The following is a 17,497-nucleotide window of genomic DNA, read 5'->3' as shown; positions in this document are numbered from 1 at the left end:
CGGCACCCATCCCTCACACTCTCCCTATGGAAACGGACTCTCCATGATCAAGTGGATTCTCATCCTGCTGTTCATCGCCAGCGTGCTCTATACCCACTACCGGGGGCGGGTGCGCCATCGGCCGCTGCGTCAGGTCTCCGATCACTCGACCTTCATGGCGCCGATCAATGCGCTGATGACACTCTTCGGCCGCGACAAGGACCAGCCCTACCACGATCTCGGCAACTATCCGGAGCTAGAGCGTCTGACCGGCAACTGGCAGGAGATTCGTGACGAGGCGATGGCCCTGCAGGACCATATCAAGGCCTCCTCGCGCTACGACGACGCCGGCTTCAACTCCTTCTTCCGCCGCGGCTGGAAGCGCTTCTATCTCAAGTGGTACGGCGAGAGCCACCCCTCCGCGCGCCAGCTCTGCCCGCGTACCACCGAGCTGCTCGCCGGCATTCCCAACGTCAAGGCGGCGATGTTCGCCGAACTGCCCGCCGGCAGCCACCTGACCCTGCACCGCGACCCCTACGCCGGCTCGCTGCGCTACCACCTGGGTCTGGTGACGCCCAACGATGACCGCTGCTATATCGATGTCGACGGCCAGAAGTACAGCTGGCGCGACGGTGAAGCGGTGATGTTCGACGAAACCTACCTGCACCGGGCGGAGAACGGCTCGGACCAGGATCGTCTGATTCTGTTCTGCGATATCGAACGGCCGATGAAGTATGGCTGGGCGCGGCGTCTCAACCGCTTCGTCGGGCGCACGCTGATGGCCGCCGCCAGCTCGCCCAACGATGACAACGACCGCACCGGCGGCCTCAACCGCGCCTTCAAGTATCTCTACGCGGTACGCCGTCAGGGCAAGGCGCTGAAGAAGCGCAACAAGACGCTCTACTACGCCATCAAGTGGGCGCTGTTTGCGCTGGTGGTGATCGCGATCATCGCCTGGTAGAAAGAAGAGACTGGCAGCGAGTAGCGAATGAAACGTATTATCGTTTACTCGTCAGGGCGTTGACGGCACTGCTGTGACGCCACTTCCGCCACTGCATCGCTGCTCGTTGCCAGGTCTCTTTGATGTCCGCTTCCGCTACCCCGGATACCCCGCCCGCCGCTGACGTGGCACCCCTCCGCGCCCTGAGCGTGGATGATTTCGCCCACTTCGAGCGGCGCTACCATATTGCCCACCGCTTCCCCGACTTCGAGACCGGCCGCCCCGGCGGCTCGCGCTGCGTCGTCGAGGGGCGGATCGCTGAAGCCCAGCCCTGGCCCGGCTGCCAGTGGGTCAGCTCCGATATCGGCATTGCCCAGACCTACGAGAGCCACGCACTGCCCGGCGCGCCGGCGCATCTCTCGATCATCGTCGTGCTCGAAGGTGAAGCCGAGCTGGCGATGGGTGGTGAGCGCTGCCGGCTGCTCGCCGGCCAGAGCGCCCTGCTCGACTACGACGTGCCTGACGACACCCTGCCTGACTACACCGTGCCCGACGCCCTTCTGCCATCGCCGCTGAGTGCCCGCCATGTGGCCCAGCCCCGGGTGCGGGCGATCAACCTCACCCTGTTGAAAGCGCCGCAGGCACAGGCATCTTATCGCTCGCCTCATGCATCTCCCCCTCTTTCACCCTGGCTCGAGCGCCTGGCGCTGGGTCACGGTTGCCGCAGGCTTTCCCTCTCCGATGCGCTGCTGCGGAGTCTCGAAGAGTCGCTGCAGTGGCCAGCGGGAGCCCCCGGCACCGAGCTGATGACCCAGGGGCTGGCACTGCAGATGCTGGGCCAGGCGCTGCAGCAAAGCGGGGGCGGCTATAGCGTCGAGCACGGCGCCGTCGAGCCGGCCGATGCGCTGAGCGCACGGGACCGGGCGCTGCTGGCCCGGGTACACGCAGAGCTCGAACGCCATCCTGGGCGGGCGCACTCCCTCGATGCCCTCGCCCGGCTCGCCTGCATGAGCCCCAGCGCCCTGCGCCGCAAGTATCGCTGCCGCTATGGCCGCTCACTGTTCGCGCAGCTGCGCGAGTTCCGTCTGCGTCTGGCCCATCGCCTGCTGCGGGAGGGCCTGCCGGTGCAGGAGGCAGCGCGCTGCGCCGGCTATCGCCATGCGACCAACTTCGCCACCGCCTTTCGCCAGTTCCACGGCGTGGCGCCCAGGGAGGTGAGGCGCGAACAGTGAAAGACAAAACGCGAGCATCGACATGGGCGTCCTGGCAGCACGCATAGCTTTTGTGGCATTCGGCATAGGCAATGGATCGGCCTAATCGGGAATAATTCTCGATTACATCCACACACATCCGATCACAGGGAACCTCATACCGGCCATGCGCAACTGCTCTCCCTTCACCTTCTGCCTGCTGGGCGCCTCGCTGCTGCCGCTGAGTGCCGCCGCCCAGAGCCCAGTCCCCAGCGATAACGCCAATCTCGGTACCGTCACCGTCACCGCCCCCTCGGCGGCGACCAAGACAGAAACGCCCTTCATCGAAACCCCGCAGAGTGTCTCCACCATCGACCGCAAGCAGATGGATATCCGCCATGTGCGCAGCGTGCGCGAAGCGGCCGAGTACACCCCGGGGGTCTACACCAATCAGGTGGGGGCCTCCAACCGCTATGACTATCTGGTGATGCGCGGCTTCTCGGATGGCAGCCTGAGCAACGTCTACCTGGATGGGCTCAAGCTGATGGGGGACACCAACGGCTACAGCTCGATGGTGATCGATCCCTGGTTCCTGGAGAGCGTGGAGATCGTCAAGGGGCCGGCGTCGGTGCTCTACGGGCGCTCCTCCCCCGGCGGGCTGGTCGCCCTCACCAGCAAGCAGCCGCTGTTCACCCCGCGCCACGAACTCCAGTTCAGCAGCGGCGATCATGACCGGCGCAGCGCCGCCTTCGATCTCTCCGGGCCCCTGGGCGAGAGCCGTCGCGTCGCCTACCGTCTGGTCGGCCTGGGCAGCAAGGCCGACACCCAGTTCGGCCCGGTGGAGGACGAACGCTACGCCATCATGCCCTCGCTCACCTGGGATGCCACCGACGACACCACGCTCACCGTGATGGCCTATCTGCAGAAGGACCCGGAGGGCGGCTACCACTCGGGGGTGCCCTATGAAGGGGCCGTCAGCCGGCGCCATGGCCGGCACATCGACAACGACTTCTTCGACGGGCAGGACGACTTCGACAAGTTCGAGCGCTACCAGCGCCTGTTCGGCTACCGCCTGGAGCACCGCTTCAGCGATGCCGTGGTCGCGCGTCAGAAACTCAGCTATCTCGATGCCGACGTGCGCATGGATCAGGTGGCCCAGCTCGGCTGGGTCGGTGACACCAACCAGCTACGCCGCGGCTACTACGGGGCGCGGGAATCGCTGCAGGCGTGGACGCTGGACAACCAGGTCGAGGCCAAGCTGAGCGACGGCTTCATCGATCACACCGTGCTGGTGGGGATCGACTATCAGAAGCGCAAGAACGATGTCACCTACACGAGCGCCGGCTTCTCCCCCATCGACCCGTTCGCGCCGCGTCGCGACGGCGGCTTGACCAGCGCACGCAACGTCTACGCCGATGAGACCCATCACCTCGACCAGACCGGCATCTACCTGCAGGATCAGATGGCGCTCGGGGGCTGGCGCCTTACCCTCGGCGGGCGCTACGACTGGGTCGATGTCGAGAACGACAACCACCTGGCCGGCGGCCGCAACAGCACCCTCGACGATACCCAGTTCAGCGGGCGCGCCGGGCTGCTCTACCGGTTCGACAACGGCCTCGCCCCCTACCTGAGCTACAACACCGCCTTCACCCCGACGAGCTTCAGCGGCAAGGACGGCGACCTGCTCGAGCCGATGGAGGGCCGCCAGTGGGAGACCGGGCTCAAGTATCAGCCGCCGGGCAGCCGCAATCAGTACAGCGTGGCGCTGTTCCGCATCAATCAGGAGAACGTCGCCACCAAGGAGCAGCCCGATGACGACTACCGTTCGGTGGGCGAGATCCAGTCCAAGGGGGTCGAGCTGGAGGCGCGCACCTGGCTCTCGGAGGCCTTCTACCTCCAGGCCGGCTACGCCTACACCGGTATCACCTACAAGGAGAGCGACGTCCCCGGGGAGAGCGGCAACTACGCCATCTACGCGCCGCGCCATCAGGCCAGCCTGTGGGCCCACTATGACGTGGCGCACGGCGCCCTGGCAGGGCTGGATGCCGGGGTCGGCGCACGCTACTACGGCGGTCTCTATGCCGACCGCCAGAACAGCGAGACCCTGCCCGACTACACCCTGGTCGATGCCACCCTGGGCTACGACCTGAGCGAGATCGGCCTTAGCGGCGTGGAGGCCCGGCTCAATGTCGGCAACCTGCTCGACAAGTCCTACGTCGCCTCGTGCAACTCGCTCACCTACTGCTACTTCGGCGCCGAGCGCCATGTGACCGCCACGCTCTCTTACCGGTTCTAGGCGCTGTCTGACGCCGTCCTCGCCCCGGCTGCACTCAGGCCGGGGCGGGCTTGGGATACCACGCCATGCCGATGGCATACGGCGCGGTGGGCACGAAGTCGAACTGGGCATAGAGCCGATGGGCCTCGCCGTCCGCCAGCAGGCTAACGAAGGCATTGTCCGGCGCCTCGCGCAGAATGAAGGCGCGAATCTCACCCATGATGCGCTTGCCCAGCCCTCGCCCCTGATGCCTGGGATGCACGGCGATATCCACTATCTGATAGAAACAACCGCCACCCCCCACCACCCGCCCCATGGCGATGGTCTCACCTGCCCGTTGGATCTGTACCGCGAACAGGCTGTTAGGCAGCCCCCGGGCGGCGCCAGCGGCGCTGCGACTGTGCATGCCCGCGGCGGCACGCAGCGCCATGTAGGTCTCGACACTGGGCGGGGCGTAGACCAGTGTCTCCTGTGGCTCGCGGGCCTCCTCGTACATGGTGATGCTCTCCTGGTCAGCGGGCAGTGGTATTAGAGACGGTGGTATTGGAGACAGTGGTATCAGAGACAGAGATATCAGACGCGGCGTCGTTTCCAGCATGTCGCGACGAGCCCGTGCGCGCCATCCAGCGCGGGGTGCGCGAGGTCATCTTCAACAGCGGCACCAGCAGCCACAGCAGCGGCGCCAGCACCCAGCGGTAGACGAAGCGCACCACGATCAGCAGCGGCCAGAGCACCAGCAGCCACACGCCGAACTGGCCCAGCCACACCGGCCAGCCCAGCCAGCGGGCGGCACTGGCGCCGGCTGCGCTGATCAGGCTCGGGTGGCGCACCACCAGATAGGCGCTGCCGGCCACCGCGGCGACCTTGGCCCCCCGCGAGAGCGTGGCGAAGCGCCCGCCGGCCAGCACGCCACGAGAGGCGGCGCGTGCCCCCTGCCCCTCCACCGCCGCACCGGCGCGCAGTGCACGCCCCGCCCGCAGCACCTTGACTGCGCTGGCCATCACCAGCAGATCGACCCCGGCCCAGCCGACGTCGACGGCATCGATCGACTCGCCGCGGCGCCACTGACGCTCGAGGTCGCGCACACCGCTGGTGAATAGATCACCGATATCGCTGACCAGGCGCTCGCTCTGTACCCGCGTCACCTCGCCGTCTGGCCCGATCACGAACTCGCGCAGTAGATCGTGGCCCTCCACCGCCAGCGCCGCGATGGCCAGGCGGCCGCGCATCAGCGGCGTCAGCTCGGCAGGCTCGTCGCTCGGGGTGCTGTCCTGAGTATCGTTCTGGGTGTCGTCCTGAATAGCGCCCTGGGCCTCGACTCGCGCGCTGTTCTGGTGGCTGGTATCCACCTGGGTATCGTCCCCCGCGCCCTCTTCACCCCACCACTGGGTGAGACGGTGACTCACCTGACGGTAGCGCTCGCCCAGCCAGTGCTGCAGGCGCAGCGTGGCGATATCGTGCTCACGGTAGTAGATCACCGGCAGTACGCTGTCGGCGCCATAAAGGGCGAGCACCTGCTGGAATGCCGGATCGAGGCCGTAGTCGACCAGGACATCCCGCGCCGCATCGCCGTAGTGCAGGATCGCCAGCCGCGCGCTCATCCATAGCGTGGGGTCGTCGGCCATGGCCAGGAACACCGCGTTGAGCGCCGGCGACTCCTGGGCCAGCATCTTCGCCTGGTCGGGCAGCGCCCGCTGCGCCTCCAGCGATACCAGCCGCTGGTCAAACGCCTGGGGCGAGGCCACCAGCACGATCCCCGCAGCGAACAGCAGCGCGATCAGCGCACTCTTGAGGATCCAGCGCATCTCTTTTCTCCCGGTTCTCGGCCGACGCCCATGACCTGACGCTAATAACCTGACGCTAATAACCTGACGCGAATGATCTGACGCTAATGACCTGACGCTAGCGGGCTGACGCTAGCGGGCTGACGCTAGCCGCCGCGCGATCTTTTTGATAAGCGTTCGTATTTGAATTAGGATTGCATCTTGTCACGCCCATCCCCTGCGTTGCGAGGTCGTTCCGGCATGTTCGAACTCCAGGCTGCGAGCTTCGAAATCGCGGGCCGCGAGCTGCTCTCCCCGATCGATTTTACCTTCGGCGAAGGGCGCATCTACGGTCTGATCGGCCACAACGGCTCCGGCAAGTCGACCCTGCTCAAGCTGCTCGCCCAGCAGCAGCCGGTGAGCCGCGGAAACATCGCCCTGGATGGCCGCCCGCTGACCCACTGGAAGCCGCGTGAGTTCGCCCGCCATGTCGCCTATCTGCCCCAGCACCTGCCCAGCGCGGAGAACCTCACCTGCCGCGAGCTGATCGGCTTCGGGCGCTACCCCTGGCACGGCCTGCTGGGCCGGCTCAACGCCCACGACCAGCAGCAGATCGAACGCGCCATCGCGCTGACCCATACCGAAGCCTTCGCCGACCGCCTGGTCGACACCCTCTCCGGCGGCGAGCGCCAGCGCGTCTGGCTGGCCATGCTGCTGGCCCAGGGCAGCCGCTATCTGCTGCTCGACGAACCGCTAGCGGCGCTGGATATCGCCCATCAGGTCGAGGTACTGGCGCTGGTGCGCAAGCTCTGCCGCGAGCTGGGCCTGGGGGTGGTGATCGTGCTCCACGACGTCAACATGGCGGCGCGCTACTGCGACCATCTGGTCGCCCTGCACAGCGGCCGGCTGCTCGCCGAGGGCGAGCCGGGCACGCTGATGTGCGACGCCACCCTGGAAGCGATCTACGGTATCCCGATGCGGGTCATGCCGCATCCGGGGGATGAGTGTCCTATCGCGGTGCTGCCCTAGGCAGTTCTGAAAAAACCTGTCTGAAAAACCCTATCTGAAAATCTCTCTCTGCAAGAAGCACTGCCTGGCTGACAACCCCGGCCCGAGCAGTGCGATCAGCCGTGCTCGCCCCCGGGAAACGATAGCGAGGCGATACCCTGCCAGCGTCGGCCGCCGCTGTTACAAAACGCGAACTCCGCGCTCTTCCTCCCATACCCCTGGGGGCTGAAAAAACAGCGCCTCGGGGTTTCCCGCTGGCCTCATTCGCTCCCTCGTCACACGATCTCACCCTCTCGACGCACCGCGGTTTCATGGGATGCACCCCGTCACCAAATCACAAATACGAATCACTATCATTTTATTTTAGATCAGTGCTAGCATCCGGAGCTCGAATCGACACAAGCGATAACGTTTGGTTACCGGCAAGGGAACAGCATGAAGAAGACAATGACGCTTGGCCTCGCGGTCGTCGCCGGCGCGTCGGCACTGCCGCTGCAGGCCCAGGAATCCAACGACACCATGGTGGTGGTGGGTTCACGAACCCCGACCCAGATCAGCCAGATCCCCGGAACGGTATGGGTGGTCGAGCACGAAGAGCTGCAGCAGCAGCTGGACACCGGCGCGGATCTCAAGACCGCCCTGGGCAAGTTGGTGCCGGGGCTCGATCTGGCTCCGCAGGGGCGCACCAACTATGGCCAGAACATGCGCGGGCGTAACGTGCAGGTGCTGATCGACGGCGTCTCGATGAACAGCTCCCGCGGGCTGTCGCGCCAGTTCGACGCCATCGACCCGTTCAACATCGACCACGTCGAGGTGATCTCCGGGGCCAACAGTCTCTACGGCGGCGGCGCCACCGGCGGCATCATCAATATCATCACTCGCAAGGGCAAGGCGGGCGAACCCACCCTGCGCACCCAGGCGGGCGTGACCAGCGGGCTCAACGACGACGATGACCTCGACTACCATCTCGATCAGTCGGTCAGCGGCGGCAACGAGCACGTCCAGGGCTATCTGGGGGTCGCCTACCGCGACAACGGCCGCCACTTCGACGGCAGCGGCGACGAGATCTTCACCGACATCACCCAGACCGACCTGCAGGACAACCGCAGCATCGATCTGATGGGCAACCTCAACATCGTGCTCACCCAGGAGCAGTCGCTGAGCATCGGCGCCCAACTCTACCGATCCGGCTACGAGGGGCACCGCGGGGTCTACTTCCCCCATCTGAACGATGCCTCGCCCAACCTCGACGACGCCGAGATCCGCGACGGCTACAGCTCGGACCGCAATCCGGCCACCGATCGCAAGATGATCAACGTGCAGTATCACCACAGCGATCTGCTCGGTCAGGACTTCTATCTGCAGGCGTTCCATCGCGAGGAGGAGGCCAAGTTCAACGCCTTCCCCTACCCCTCACCGAACTGGCGCAACCCGGACTACTACGAGTTCCGCGCCTCGCAGCAGAACACCAAGCTGAGCGGCATCAAGGGGCTGTTCGACGCCCAGCTGAGCGATAGCGTCGGTCTCACCTATGGGGTCGACCTGAGCCGCGAGAAGTTCGATGCCGACCAGATCTTCTTCGACCGTGACGTCACCAACGCCAGCGGCGCGCTGACCCAGCGCGAGGCGCGCTCCGAGGATCGCTACCCCAGCTACCGGGTCGACACCGTGGCCGCCTTCGCCCAGGCCGACTGGCAGGCGACCCGCGGGCTCAAGCTCTCGGCGGGTGCCCGCCAGCAGCGCATGAACGTCGACGTCGATGACTTCAAGAACGTCCCCGGTGGCAGCAACCACTACGATGCCACCCTGGTCAACGCCAGCGCGCTCTACGACTATGGCAACGGCCATCAGAACTGGTTGCGTTACAGCCAGGGCTTCGAGCTGCCCGACCCGGCCAAGTACTACGGCAAGAGCCCCGATGTCAGCGTCTCGGCCAACCCGCTCAGCGCGATCAAGACCGACCAGGTCGAACTCGGCTGGCGCTACCAGGGCGGCGGCTGGACCACCCAGGCGGCGGTCTACTACGCCTGGTCCGACAAGGCAGTGGAGAACGCCGAGGATCTGAGCGTCGAAGTGGTCGACGAGAAGAAGCGCGACTACGGCCTGGAAGGCGCCGTGACCCGTTACTTCGACAACGGCTTCGAGGCCGGCAGCACCTTGAACCTGGTGCGCTCCGAGCAGAAGGACGCCGACGGCGACTGGAAGAAGCGCGATGCCCGCTACGCCTCGCTCTCCTCGGCGACCGCCTTCGTCGGTTGGTCGGACTTCGAGCGCTCGGTACGCCTGCAGGCCAACCACGCCTTCGACCTCGAGGACGACAACGACCGCGAGATCGACGGCTACACCACCTTCGACCTGCTGCTGAGCCAACAGACCGGCTTCGGCAAGCTCAGCCTGGGGGTGGAGAACCTCACCGACAAGCAGTACTCCACGGTGTGGGGGCAGCGCGCGACCATGTTCTACTCGCCCTACTACGGCCCTGAGTACCTCTACGACTTCCAGGGCCGTGGCCGCACCTACAGCCTGACCTGGTCACACCAGTACTGAGCCGCTCCCGTACTGAGCTCGTATCCCATCGAGCCGACGCCCACCTGCCTGGTGGGCGTCACTTCCCTTTCTCGCCCGCCGCTTTCGCCCATCGTCTTCGCCTGCCTTTCCCCAGCGTACACTTTGCATACACACCGACGCGTATCTCGCATTGACACCCACCTCCAATATAATAATAATTCTTATTCTCATTTTTAAGCGAGCGCGGCATGTCTCTACCTCCCCTATGGCGCCTCAGCGCCTGCGCTGCCCTGCTGGGCCTGGGTCAGAACGGCCTGCTGGTGATGCTGCCGGTGCTGGTGGCACACTTCGGGATGCCGCTGTCGCAGTGGGCGGGGTTGATCCTGCTCGGGTCGATGCTGTTTCTCGTCGGCAGCCCCTTCTGGGGCGGCGTCGCCGACCGCCGCGGCGCGCGGCCGGTGGTAGTGCAGGCGCTGCTGGGCTATCTGCTCAGCTTCGCGCTGATCGCGGCCGCGCTGTGGGCCTCGGTGGCGGGGCTAGTGGCGCCAATGACGATGCTGGTGCTGCTGGCCGTGGCCCGGGTGCTCTATGGCCTGACGGTATCGGGGATGGTGCCGGCCTGCCAGCAGTGGGCGCTGGCGCTGCATCCGGGCGGCGAGCGACTGGCGGCACTGGCCGCGGTCAGTGCCGGCCTCAGCAGCGGCCGCCTGCTCGGCCCGCTGCTCGCCGCCGCCAGCCTGAGCCTGTCGGTCTATGCGCCCTTCGCGTTGATGCTGGTAGCCGGGCTGCTGGCGCTGGTGCTGCTGCCCGGGGTGCCGCAGCCAACCCGCGATACGGGTGCTCTCGAGGGCGACGCTCTCGACAACCGCGCTATCGACAACGGCGCTATCGATAAGAACGCACTCGATCACCGCGCCATCGATAGCGACACGCGGAATGGCGCCGCGGGCGCTGCTGCGCAGGCACGGCCAGGCCTCGGGCGCCGGCTGCCACCCCGCAGCAACCTGGCCTATCTGGCCATGGCGCTGCTGCTGGCGATGTCGGTCTCGCTGATGCAGCTGGGTCTGCCGGCCTCGCTGCAGCAGGCACTGGCGATCGATGCCACCCGCGCCGGCCACTGGATGGGTGTGCTGCTCTCGCTGGGCGCGGTGGGGGCACTCGCCACCCAGCTCGGAGTGGTCCGCGCACGCCGCCTGGAGAGCCGGGCGCTGCTGGGGCTCGGCGCCATGGGGCTGGCACTGGGCTACGCCCTGCTCGCCGGCACCGCGACCTTGGTCTTCGCCCCCGGCCTCGACCTTGGCTTGGGAGTGCTGTTCGCCCTCGGGGTCGTGCTCGCGAGTACCGGCGCCGCCCTCGCCGTCCCCGGCTATACCGAAGCGGCCACCCGCCATCAGGCCCAGGGCACCAGCGCCGGCTTGCTGAGCATGGCGCATACCCTGGGCTACGGCCTGGCAGCCCTCTGCGTGAGCCTGGTCGAGCCCGGCCGATTGCTGACCCTGGCACTGGCCGCCGCCACCGCGCTGCTGCTGCTGATACCGCTGACGCGCCGCCGCAGACGAACCGGCGAATGCGCCGCCATCGCCCGGCACGGCGGCCACTCCTGATCCCCGCCGCGTTCACCCGGGGCCCCACTCACATGAATTCACCGCCACTCACCTCATAACCCTGGAATATCACGCGATGAGGCACCATCGACACACCCTTTTAATATTAATGATTTTTATTTGCCTTAGCATTATCAATTAGGAGTCACCCCATGCCTGCTACCGCGCTCCCCTCGACGGCATCCGTCGATCTCGCCGCAAGCTGTTTCTTCAATGCGCTGCTGCGCGAATGCCCCCACTGGCGGCTGGTCAGCGATCCAGCCGGCGAGCGCGCGGTGCTGCCGCTGAGCGACGGTGAGCTGCATCTGCACCTGCGCCACCGCAGCGCCAGCGGCGAGTGCCGCTTCGCCTGGCCGACGTACTATTTGCCCGATGAGACGTACCATGTGCCAGATGAGACGTCCTATGTGGCCCATGAGACGTCCTATGTGGCCCATGAGACGTCCTATGGGGTGCCCCATGAAGCGCCTCTGCCCCAGAGCGAAACGCTCCACCAGGGCGAGCCCCAGGCGCTCGACTTCGCCAGCGCCCTGGATCGGGTCCTGGCGACGCCGGCACTGGTCGGCGAACTCGATGCCGACTCCCTGGCGCGCTTCCGCGAACGGGTCCTGGAGAGCCGCACCAATACCCAGGAGAGCCTCGACGCCCGGGACGATCTGACCCGGCTGCAGCAGGGCCCGCTCGATTTCGTCGCCGCCGAGCAGGGCCTGCTCGCTGGCCACGCCTTCCACCCTGCGCCCAAATCCCGCGCCCCCTTCACCGCCCAGGAGGCGCAGCGCTACTGCCCCGAGCACCGCGCCCGGGTCGGTCTCGCCTGGTGGGCAGTCGCCCCCGAGCGTCTGGTCGAGGACTCCAGCCGCGAGCGCGGCGCCGCCGAGCTGGCCGCCGAGCTACTGCCCGCCGAGCTCGCCGCGCGGCTGCCGGTAAGCGCCACCGGGCAGGCCTTCGCCGCCCTGCCCATGCATCCGTGGCAGGCCCGGCATCTGCGCGCGCAGCCCAGCGTCCAGGCGCTCGAGGCCACAGGTGAGCTGGTCTGGCTGGGCGAGAGCCAGGCCGAGTGGTACCCCACCTCGTCACACCGTTCGCTCTACGCCAGCGGCGCGCCCTGGATGGTCAAGGGCTCGCTCTCGGCGCGCCTGACCAATTCGCTGCGTCTGCTCAGCGTCAAGGAGGTCACCCGCGGGCTGCGCCTGGATGAGTGGATGCGCGATCTCGATATCGCCCAGCGCTTCCCCGGCTTCAACGTGATGCAGGAGCCGGCCTGGCTCGGCTGGCGCGACGTCGAGGGCCAGGTGGATGCCGCCAGCCTGGTGCTGCTGCGCGAGAACCCGCTGCAGCGCGAGCCCGGGGCCGAGGCGGTGGTGCTCGCCACCCTGACCCAGCAGCCGCTGGCGGCGGAGGGCGAATCGCTGCTCGCCGCCCGGGTCCGCGCGGCCGCCGCCCAGCGTGGTCAGCCGCTGGCAGAGGCTGCCCGTGGCTGGTTCGCCGCCTACTGCGAGCGCGTGCTCACACCGCTGTTCGGGCTGGTGGTGGAAGAGGGCATCGTGCTGCTGGCGCATCAGCAGAACATCGTGCTGCACCTCGACCAGGGCTGGCCGGTGGGCATGGACTACCGCGACTGCCAGGGCAGCGGTGTGAGCGATCACTTCCTCGCCCGCCATCCGCAGCTGGCCGAGGCGCCGGAGAATCATTGGTCCCGCGACACCCTGCGGCGCTACTTCCTCTACTACCTGCTGATCAACTCCACCTTCGCCGTCACCAGCGCCCTGGCCGCCGACGGCCTGGCCGAGGAAGCGCTGCTGCTGGCCGACCTGCGCGCCCATCTCGAAGGTCTGCGCGAGCGCCTCGACGGCGATCTCGACTGCCTGGAGCACGCCTTGAATGCCCCCGAACTGGAGGTCAAGGGCAACTTCTTCTGTTACCTGAGCGGCGTCAACGAGGCGACCCTGGGCAACCCTGCCCGCCTCTACCTGCCGCTGCGCAATCCGCTGACCCAGCCCCTCGCCGACTCTCTGGCGCCGCTGGCCGCGACGCCGAACGCCACCCGACTCACCGGAGCTCTCGCATGAACGCCACCCTGGAAGGCACCCTCGATACCCCGCTCGGCCATACGGATAATGCCGAGACGAGCCCTGAACGGACGAGCGCTGGCGCCCCCTCGCTCACGTTTCTCGCCGACCGCGCCGCGCGCCTGAATCGCGGCGGCGACAACAGCGCACCAGGGGCACTGATCGCCACCCTCGACGCCGCCTTCGCCCGTCACCCGACGCTGGCGCTACTGGTGCTCGAAGACGCGGACTGGCAGGGCCACCCGGACTGGCCGACGCTCATCGCCACCCTGGGCGGCCCCCGGGTGCTGCGCCCGGTCTTCTATCAGCAGCCTTGGCACTGGCTGGGCCACGCCCCGACCACCCCGGCGGAGACGCCCTTCGAGGCCGAGCTGGGCCATCCCCGGCGCCCGACCAAACCGAGCGGCGACGTCTACCGGCGAGACATGCCGCAGTTGGGCCAGACCTTCGGCCTGCGGGTGATCGAGCGCGAGCGCGACCTCGAACGCTTCGTGCGCTGGATGCACCTGCCGCGGGTGGCCGAGTTCTGGGAGCAGGCGTGGCCCGAGGCGGAGCTGGCCGAGTTCATCGATCAGCGCCTGGCCGATCCGCACACGCTGCCGCTGATCGGCGAGTTCGATGGCCGTGCGTTCGGCTACTTCGAGCTCTACTGGGCCGCCGAGGATCGCCTCGCCCCCTACTACCCCTGGGCGCCCTTCGATCGCGGCATTCATCTGCTGGTGGGTGAGGAGGACGTGCGCGGGCCGCAGTTCGTCGATGCCTGGCTCGGTGGGCTCAGCCACTACGCCTACCTCTCCGAGCCGCGCACCACCCGGCTGGTGCTGGAACCGCGCCACGACAATCGCCGGCTCTTCCGCCACCTGGGGCGCCTCGGGCTCGAGCGTCTGCGCGACTTCGACTTCCCGCACAAACGCTCGAGCCTGGTGATGGGCCAGCGCGAGCGCTTCTTCGGGGAGATTCTGTGATGGGGAGAGAGGCTGCGATGCACACAACGCCGGGGATGGCCGCGCTGGATACCTGCCTGGCACCCCACTGGGGCGCGGCCAACCGTGCGCTGATCGCCAAGATGATCGGCGAGCTGAGCTACGAGCGCATTCTCGAGCCGCAGGGCGACGATGCCAGCGGCTACCGCCTCGCCCTCGACGAGCACGGCAGCTGGCACTTCAGCGCGCGAACCAATCTCTGGGGCCAGCCTCAGGTCGACCCCGAGAGCCTGAGCCCGCCCCCCGGGGCGAGCCTGGAGGCGGCCGACTTCCTGCTCGCGCTGGCCACGCCGTTGGGCATGCAGGATAGCCAGGTCGCCGAGCACCTGGAGGATCTGTTCGCCACCCTGCGCGCCGACTGCCAGCTGCGCGAGGCGCGCCGCGGTCTCAGCGCCGATGCCGCCATTCGGCTGCCCGAGCCGCAGCGCCAGCGGCTGCTCGACGGCCATCCCAAGTTCCTGTTCAACAAGGGGCGCCGCGGCTGGGGGCTGGAGGCGCTGGCGCGCTACGCCCCGGAGCATGGCCAGAGCTTCCAGCTGGGCTGGGTGGCGGTCGCCGCCCAGGCGCTGGAGTGCGGCGGCAGCGCCATCGACACCCCGGAACTGTTGCGCTCGGCGCTCTGCGAGATCGAGCTGGGGCGGCTGCACCAGGCGCTGGCCGAGCGCGTCGACGCCCCCGCCGACTACCGTCTGATGCCGGTGCACCCGTGGCAGTGGCAGCGCTGGCTGGCGCCGCTGCACGCCGGCGACATCGCCCACGGCCGGCTGCACTATCTGGGCGAGTTCGGCGACCGCTACGCGCCGCAGCAGTCGCTGCGCACCCTGACCAACGTCAGCCGGCGCGCCAGCCACGACATCAAGCTGCCGCTGACGATCATGAACACCTCCTGCTATCGCGGCATTCCCGGGCGCTATCTGCTCGCCGGCCCGGCGGCCTCGGCGTGGCTCAAGCGCCGCGCCGAGGAGGACCCGGAGTTCGCCCGCGCGGGGCTGGAGATCCTCGCCGAACCCGCTGGCGCGGTGCTGCCCCACGCCCAGTACGCACGCCTGGCCCAGGCCCCCTACCGCTACGCCGAGCTGTTCGGGGTGATCTGGCGCGAGGCACTGGCGCCGCGCCTGGGGGCGAGCGAGCAGGCGCTGCTGATGGCCGAACTGATGCAGTGCGACGAGCAGGGCCGGCCCTGGCTCGCCGCCTATCTGGCCGCGGCCGGGGTCGAGTCGCCGGCCGCCGCGGAGCGCTGGCTCACACGGCTGTTCGAGGTCACCGTGGTGCCGATGTGGCACCTGATGTGCCGCTACGGCGTCTCGCTGATCGCCCACGGCCAGAATCTCACCCTGATCCTGCGTGACGGCTGGCCCCAGCGCCTGGCGCTCAAGGATTTCCAGGGCGATCTGCGCCTGGTCGACGAGGACTTCCCCGAGGCCAGCGACCTGCCGGAGAACCTCACCGCGGTCACCGTGCGGCTGCCGCCGGAGAAGCTGATCCACGATCTGCAGACCGGCCACTTCGTCACCACGCTGCGCTTCATCGCGCCGCTGGCCGCCGCCTGCGGGGTGGATGAGACGCGCTTCTACCAGCTCTGCGGCGACGTCCTCGCCGCCTACCGGGAACGCCACCCGGCGCTGGCCGAGCGTTTCGCCCGCTTCGATCTGTTCGCGCCGCGCATCCTGCGCCTGACGCTCAATCGTGCCAAGTTCCTGCACGCCACCGACAATGCCAGCGAGCGCATGCTGGCGGAGATGGATCTGCATGTGGCCAACCCTCTGCACGGCGTGCGCCAAGCCGCGTCACGCGCCGAGGTCATCACATCACCGGAGGTGTCCGATGTCTGAACGCTCTACTCTCGATCTGGCCGGCGTGGGCGCTGGTCCATTCAACCTGAGCATCGCCGCGCTGGCGGACTCGCGCCTGCCGCAACTCGCCACCCGCTTCTTCGAGCGGCGCCAGGCGCTCTCCTGGCACCCCGGCCTGATGCTGCCCGATACCCATCTGCAGACCGGCTTCCTCAAGGATCTGGTCACTGCGGTAGCGCCGGACAGCCGCCACTCCTTCCTCAACTATCTGGTCAGCCACCGGCGCTTCTATCGCTTCCTCAATGCCGAGCTGGGCAGCGTCAGCCGCGCCGAGTTCTCCGACTACCTGCGCTGGGTCGGCGAGCGCCTGGAGAGCGTGGCACTGGGCCAGGGGGTGCGCGAGATCGAGCTCGACGCCCACGGCTTCCGCCTGCGCACCGACAGCGGCGACTACCGCGCCCGCCACCTCTGCCTGGGCACCGGCAAGGCGCCGTGGATGCCTGAGTTCGCCACCGCACTGCGCGGCCCACACTGCCTGCACGCGGCCGAGATCGCCCATGCCCGGCGCGACTTCTCCGGCCTGCGCGTGGTGGTGGTGGGCGGCGGCCAGAGCGGCGCCGATGTGTTCCTGAATGCCCTGCGTGGACACTGGGGCCAGCCGCGCTCGCTCGACTGGATCTCGCGGCGGCGCAACTTCGAGCCGCTCGACGAGACCGCGTTCACCAACGAGTACTTCACCCCCGGCTACACCAGCGCCTTCCACGGCCTGTCGCGGGCGGTGCGCGAGCGCGAGGTGGCGGCCCAGAAGCTGGCCAGCGATGGCATCACGCCCGCCGCCCTGCAGACCCTCTACCGCGAGCTCTATCACCGCTTCGACGTGCTCGGCGAGCCGCGCTGGGCGCGCCTGCTGCCGCACCGCAGCGCGGTGGCGCTGAAGCGCCAGGGCACCGGGCTGAGCCTGACCACCGAGCACGGCCTGGGCGGCGAGCGCGAGCGCTTCGACGCCGATGTGGTGATCTTCGCCACCGGCTTCTCCTCGCAGCTACCGGCGTGCCTGGCGCCGCTGGCCGAGCGTCTGCCACGTGATGCCCATGGCGAGCTGGTACTCGGCCCCCACTTCGAGGTGGCCTGGGATGGCCCCGCCGCCCACCGGCTCTATGCGGTCAACGCCGGGCGCCACAGCCACGGCATCGCCGAGCCGCAGCTGTCGCTGATGGCGTGGCGCTCGGCGACCATCCTCAACCATGTCGCCGGGCGGGAAGTGTTCGACCTCGCCGACAGCGACGGCCCTGTGGCCTGGCATCCGCTGGCGGCCCATAGCGACGTGGTCGAGCAGCGCTGGGCGCAGGCGATCTGATCCGTCGCCTCCGGCCAGGCGCACCGCC

The 17,497-nt window shown here is 67.8% G+C and carries 12 protein-coding genes; 10 read left to right on the top strand and 2 right to left on the bottom strand.

Annotation, left to right across the window (positions count from 1 at the left end; all coding sequences use genetic code 11):
• Nucleotides 1-43 precede the first annotated feature (43 nt).
• From lpxO to DOM66_RS10295, 3 genes are all read left to right on the top strand, one after another.
• Nucleotides 44-940 (top strand): lipid A hydroxylase LpxO, encoded by an 897-nt coding sequence (gene lpxO, locus DOM66_RS10305; protein WP_110678400.1) that lies wholly within the window; start codon nucleotides 44-46, stop codon nucleotides 938-940.
• A 122-nt stretch (nucleotides 941-1,062) separates the two neighbouring features.
• Nucleotides 1,063-2,151 (top strand): helix-turn-helix domain-containing protein, encoded by a 1,089-nt coding sequence (locus DOM66_RS10300; RefSeq protein ID WP_110690064.1) that lies wholly within the window; start codon nucleotides 1,063-1,065, stop codon nucleotides 2,149-2,151.
• Between the two features lie 145 nt (nucleotides 2,152-2,296).
• Nucleotides 2,297-4,405, top strand: coding sequence for a TonB-dependent siderophore receptor (locus DOM66_RS10295; protein WP_110690063.1), 2,109 nt, complete (start codon nucleotides 2,297-2,299; stop codon nucleotides 4,403-4,405).
• 34 nt (nucleotides 4,406-4,439) lie between these two features.
• On the opposite strand, the gene DOM66_RS10290 is transcribed toward DOM66_RS10295, so the two are convergent.
• Entirely contained in the window at nucleotides 4,440-4,880 is a 441-nt protein-coding gene (locus DOM66_RS10290) for a GNAT family N-acetyltransferase (protein ID WP_110690062.1), read from the bottom strand.
• A gap of 16 nt (nucleotides 4,881-4,896) precedes the next feature.
• Nucleotides 4,897-6,189: a hypothetical protein gene (locus DOM66_RS10285; protein WP_188115169.1), complete on the bottom strand. Its 1,293-nt coding sequence runs from the start codon at nucleotides 6,187-6,189 to the stop codon at nucleotides 4,897-4,899.
• A 219-nt stretch (nucleotides 6,190-6,408) separates the two neighbouring features.
• Here DOM66_RS10285 and DOM66_RS10280 point away from each other — a divergent pair, with 219 nt between their 5' ends.
• The 7 genes from DOM66_RS10280 (at nucleotide 6,409) to DOM66_RS10250 (ending at nucleotide 17,469) form a co-directional block, all read left to right on the top strand.
• The gene (locus DOM66_RS10280) at nucleotides 6,409-7,176 is read left to right on the top strand and encodes an ATP-binding cassette domain-containing protein (RefSeq protein WP_110690061.1); all 768 of its coding nucleotides are present in this window, start codon (nucleotides 6,409-6,411) and stop codon (nucleotides 7,174-7,176) included.
• A 414-nt stretch (nucleotides 7,177-7,590) separates the two neighbouring features.
• Nucleotides 7,591-9,702 carry a TonB-dependent receptor gene (locus DOM66_RS10275; RefSeq protein WP_110678391.1) on the top strand — a complete coding sequence of 704 codons (2,112 nt, stop codon included), beginning with the start codon at nucleotides 7,591-7,593 and terminating at the stop codon, nucleotides 9,700-9,702.
• A gap of 209 nt (nucleotides 9,703-9,911) precedes the next feature.
• The gene (locus tag DOM66_RS10270; RefSeq protein WP_110690060.1) at nucleotides 9,912-11,267 is read left to right on the top strand and encodes an MFS transporter; all 1,356 of its coding nucleotides are present in this window, start codon (nucleotides 9,912-9,914) and stop codon (nucleotides 11,265-11,267) included.
• 152 nt (nucleotides 11,268-11,419) lie between these two features.
• Nucleotides 11,420-13,336: an IucA/IucC family protein gene (locus tag DOM66_RS10265; RefSeq protein WP_110690059.1), complete on the top strand. Its 1,917-nt coding sequence runs from the start codon at nucleotides 11,420-11,422 to the stop codon at nucleotides 13,334-13,336.
• Complete coding sequence (locus DOM66_RS10260) at nucleotides 13,333-14,301, top strand: GNAT family N-acetyltransferase (protein WP_110690058.1); 969 nt, start codon at nucleotides 13,333-13,335, stop codon at nucleotides 14,299-14,301. Before DOM66_RS10265 ends, DOM66_RS10260 begins: the two co-directional genes overlap by 4 nt.
• A 17-nt stretch (nucleotides 14,302-14,318) precedes the next feature.
• Nucleotides 14,319-16,151, top strand: coding sequence for an IucA/IucC family protein (locus DOM66_RS10255; protein WP_223161951.1), 1,833 nt, complete (start codon nucleotides 14,319-14,321; stop codon nucleotides 16,149-16,151).
• The gene (locus tag DOM66_RS10250) at nucleotides 16,144-17,469 is read left to right on the top strand and encodes a lysine N(6)-hydroxylase/L-ornithine N(5)-oxygenase family protein (protein WP_110690056.1); all 1,326 of its coding nucleotides are present in this window, start codon (nucleotides 16,144-16,146) and stop codon (nucleotides 17,467-17,469) included. The genes DOM66_RS10255 and DOM66_RS10250 overlap by 8 nt, the downstream gene beginning before the upstream one ends.
• Nucleotides 17,470-17,497: the final 28 nt, after the last annotated feature.

It is taken from the genome of Salinicola endophyticus (genome assembly GCF_003206575.1).
GTDB classification, from domain to species: Bacteria; Pseudomonadota; Gammaproteobacteria; order Pseudomonadales; family Halomonadaceae; genus Salinicola; species Salinicola endophyticus.
Note: the sequence above shows the minus strand (reverse complement) of the source record. Positions and strands in the feature narration are given on the sequence as shown.

Bases quoted from the DNA above. Each gene is read 5' to 3' on its own strand.
- lpxO (WP_110678400.1), top strand. From the start codon at position 44: ATGATCAAGTGGATTCTCATCCTGCTGTTCATCGCCAGCGTGCTCTAT.
- DOM66_RS10300 (WP_110690064.1), top strand. From the start codon at position 1,063: ATGTCCGCTTCCGCTACCCCGGATACCCCGCCCGCCGCTGACGTGGCA.
- DOM66_RS10295 (WP_110690063.1), top strand. From the start codon at position 2,297: ATGCGCAACTGCTCTCCCTTCACCTTCTGCCTGCTGGGCGCCTCGCTG.
- DOM66_RS10290 (WP_110690062.1), bottom strand. From the start codon at position 4,880: ATGTACGAGGAGGCCCGCGAGCCACAGGAGACACTGGTCTACGCCCCG.
- DOM66_RS10285 (WP_188115169.1), bottom strand. From the start codon at position 6,189: ATGCGCTGGATCCTCAAGAGTGCGCTGATCGCGCTGCTGTTCGCTGCG.
- DOM66_RS10280 (WP_110690061.1), top strand. From the start codon at position 6,409: ATGTTCGAACTCCAGGCTGCGAGCTTCGAAATCGCGGGCCGCGAGCTG.
- DOM66_RS10275 (WP_110678391.1), top strand. From the start codon at position 7,591: ATGAAGAAGACAATGACGCTTGGCCTCGCGGTCGTCGCCGGCGCGTCG.
- DOM66_RS10270 (WP_110690060.1), top strand. From the start codon at position 9,912: ATGTCTCTACCTCCCCTATGGCGCCTCAGCGCCTGCGCTGCCCTGCTG.
- DOM66_RS10265 (WP_110690059.1), top strand. From the start codon at position 11,420: ATGCCTGCTACCGCGCTCCCCTCGACGGCATCCGTCGATCTCGCCGCA.
- DOM66_RS10260 (WP_110690058.1), top strand. From the start codon at position 13,333: ATGAACGCCACCCTGGAAGGCACCCTCGATACCCCGCTCGGCCATACG.
- DOM66_RS10255 (WP_223161951.1), top strand. From the start codon at position 14,319: ATGCACACAACGCCGGGGATGGCCGCGCTGGATACCTGCCTGGCACCC.
- DOM66_RS10250 (WP_110690056.1), top strand. From the start codon at position 16,144: ATGTCTGAACGCTCTACTCTCGATCTGGCCGGCGTGGGCGCTGGTCCA.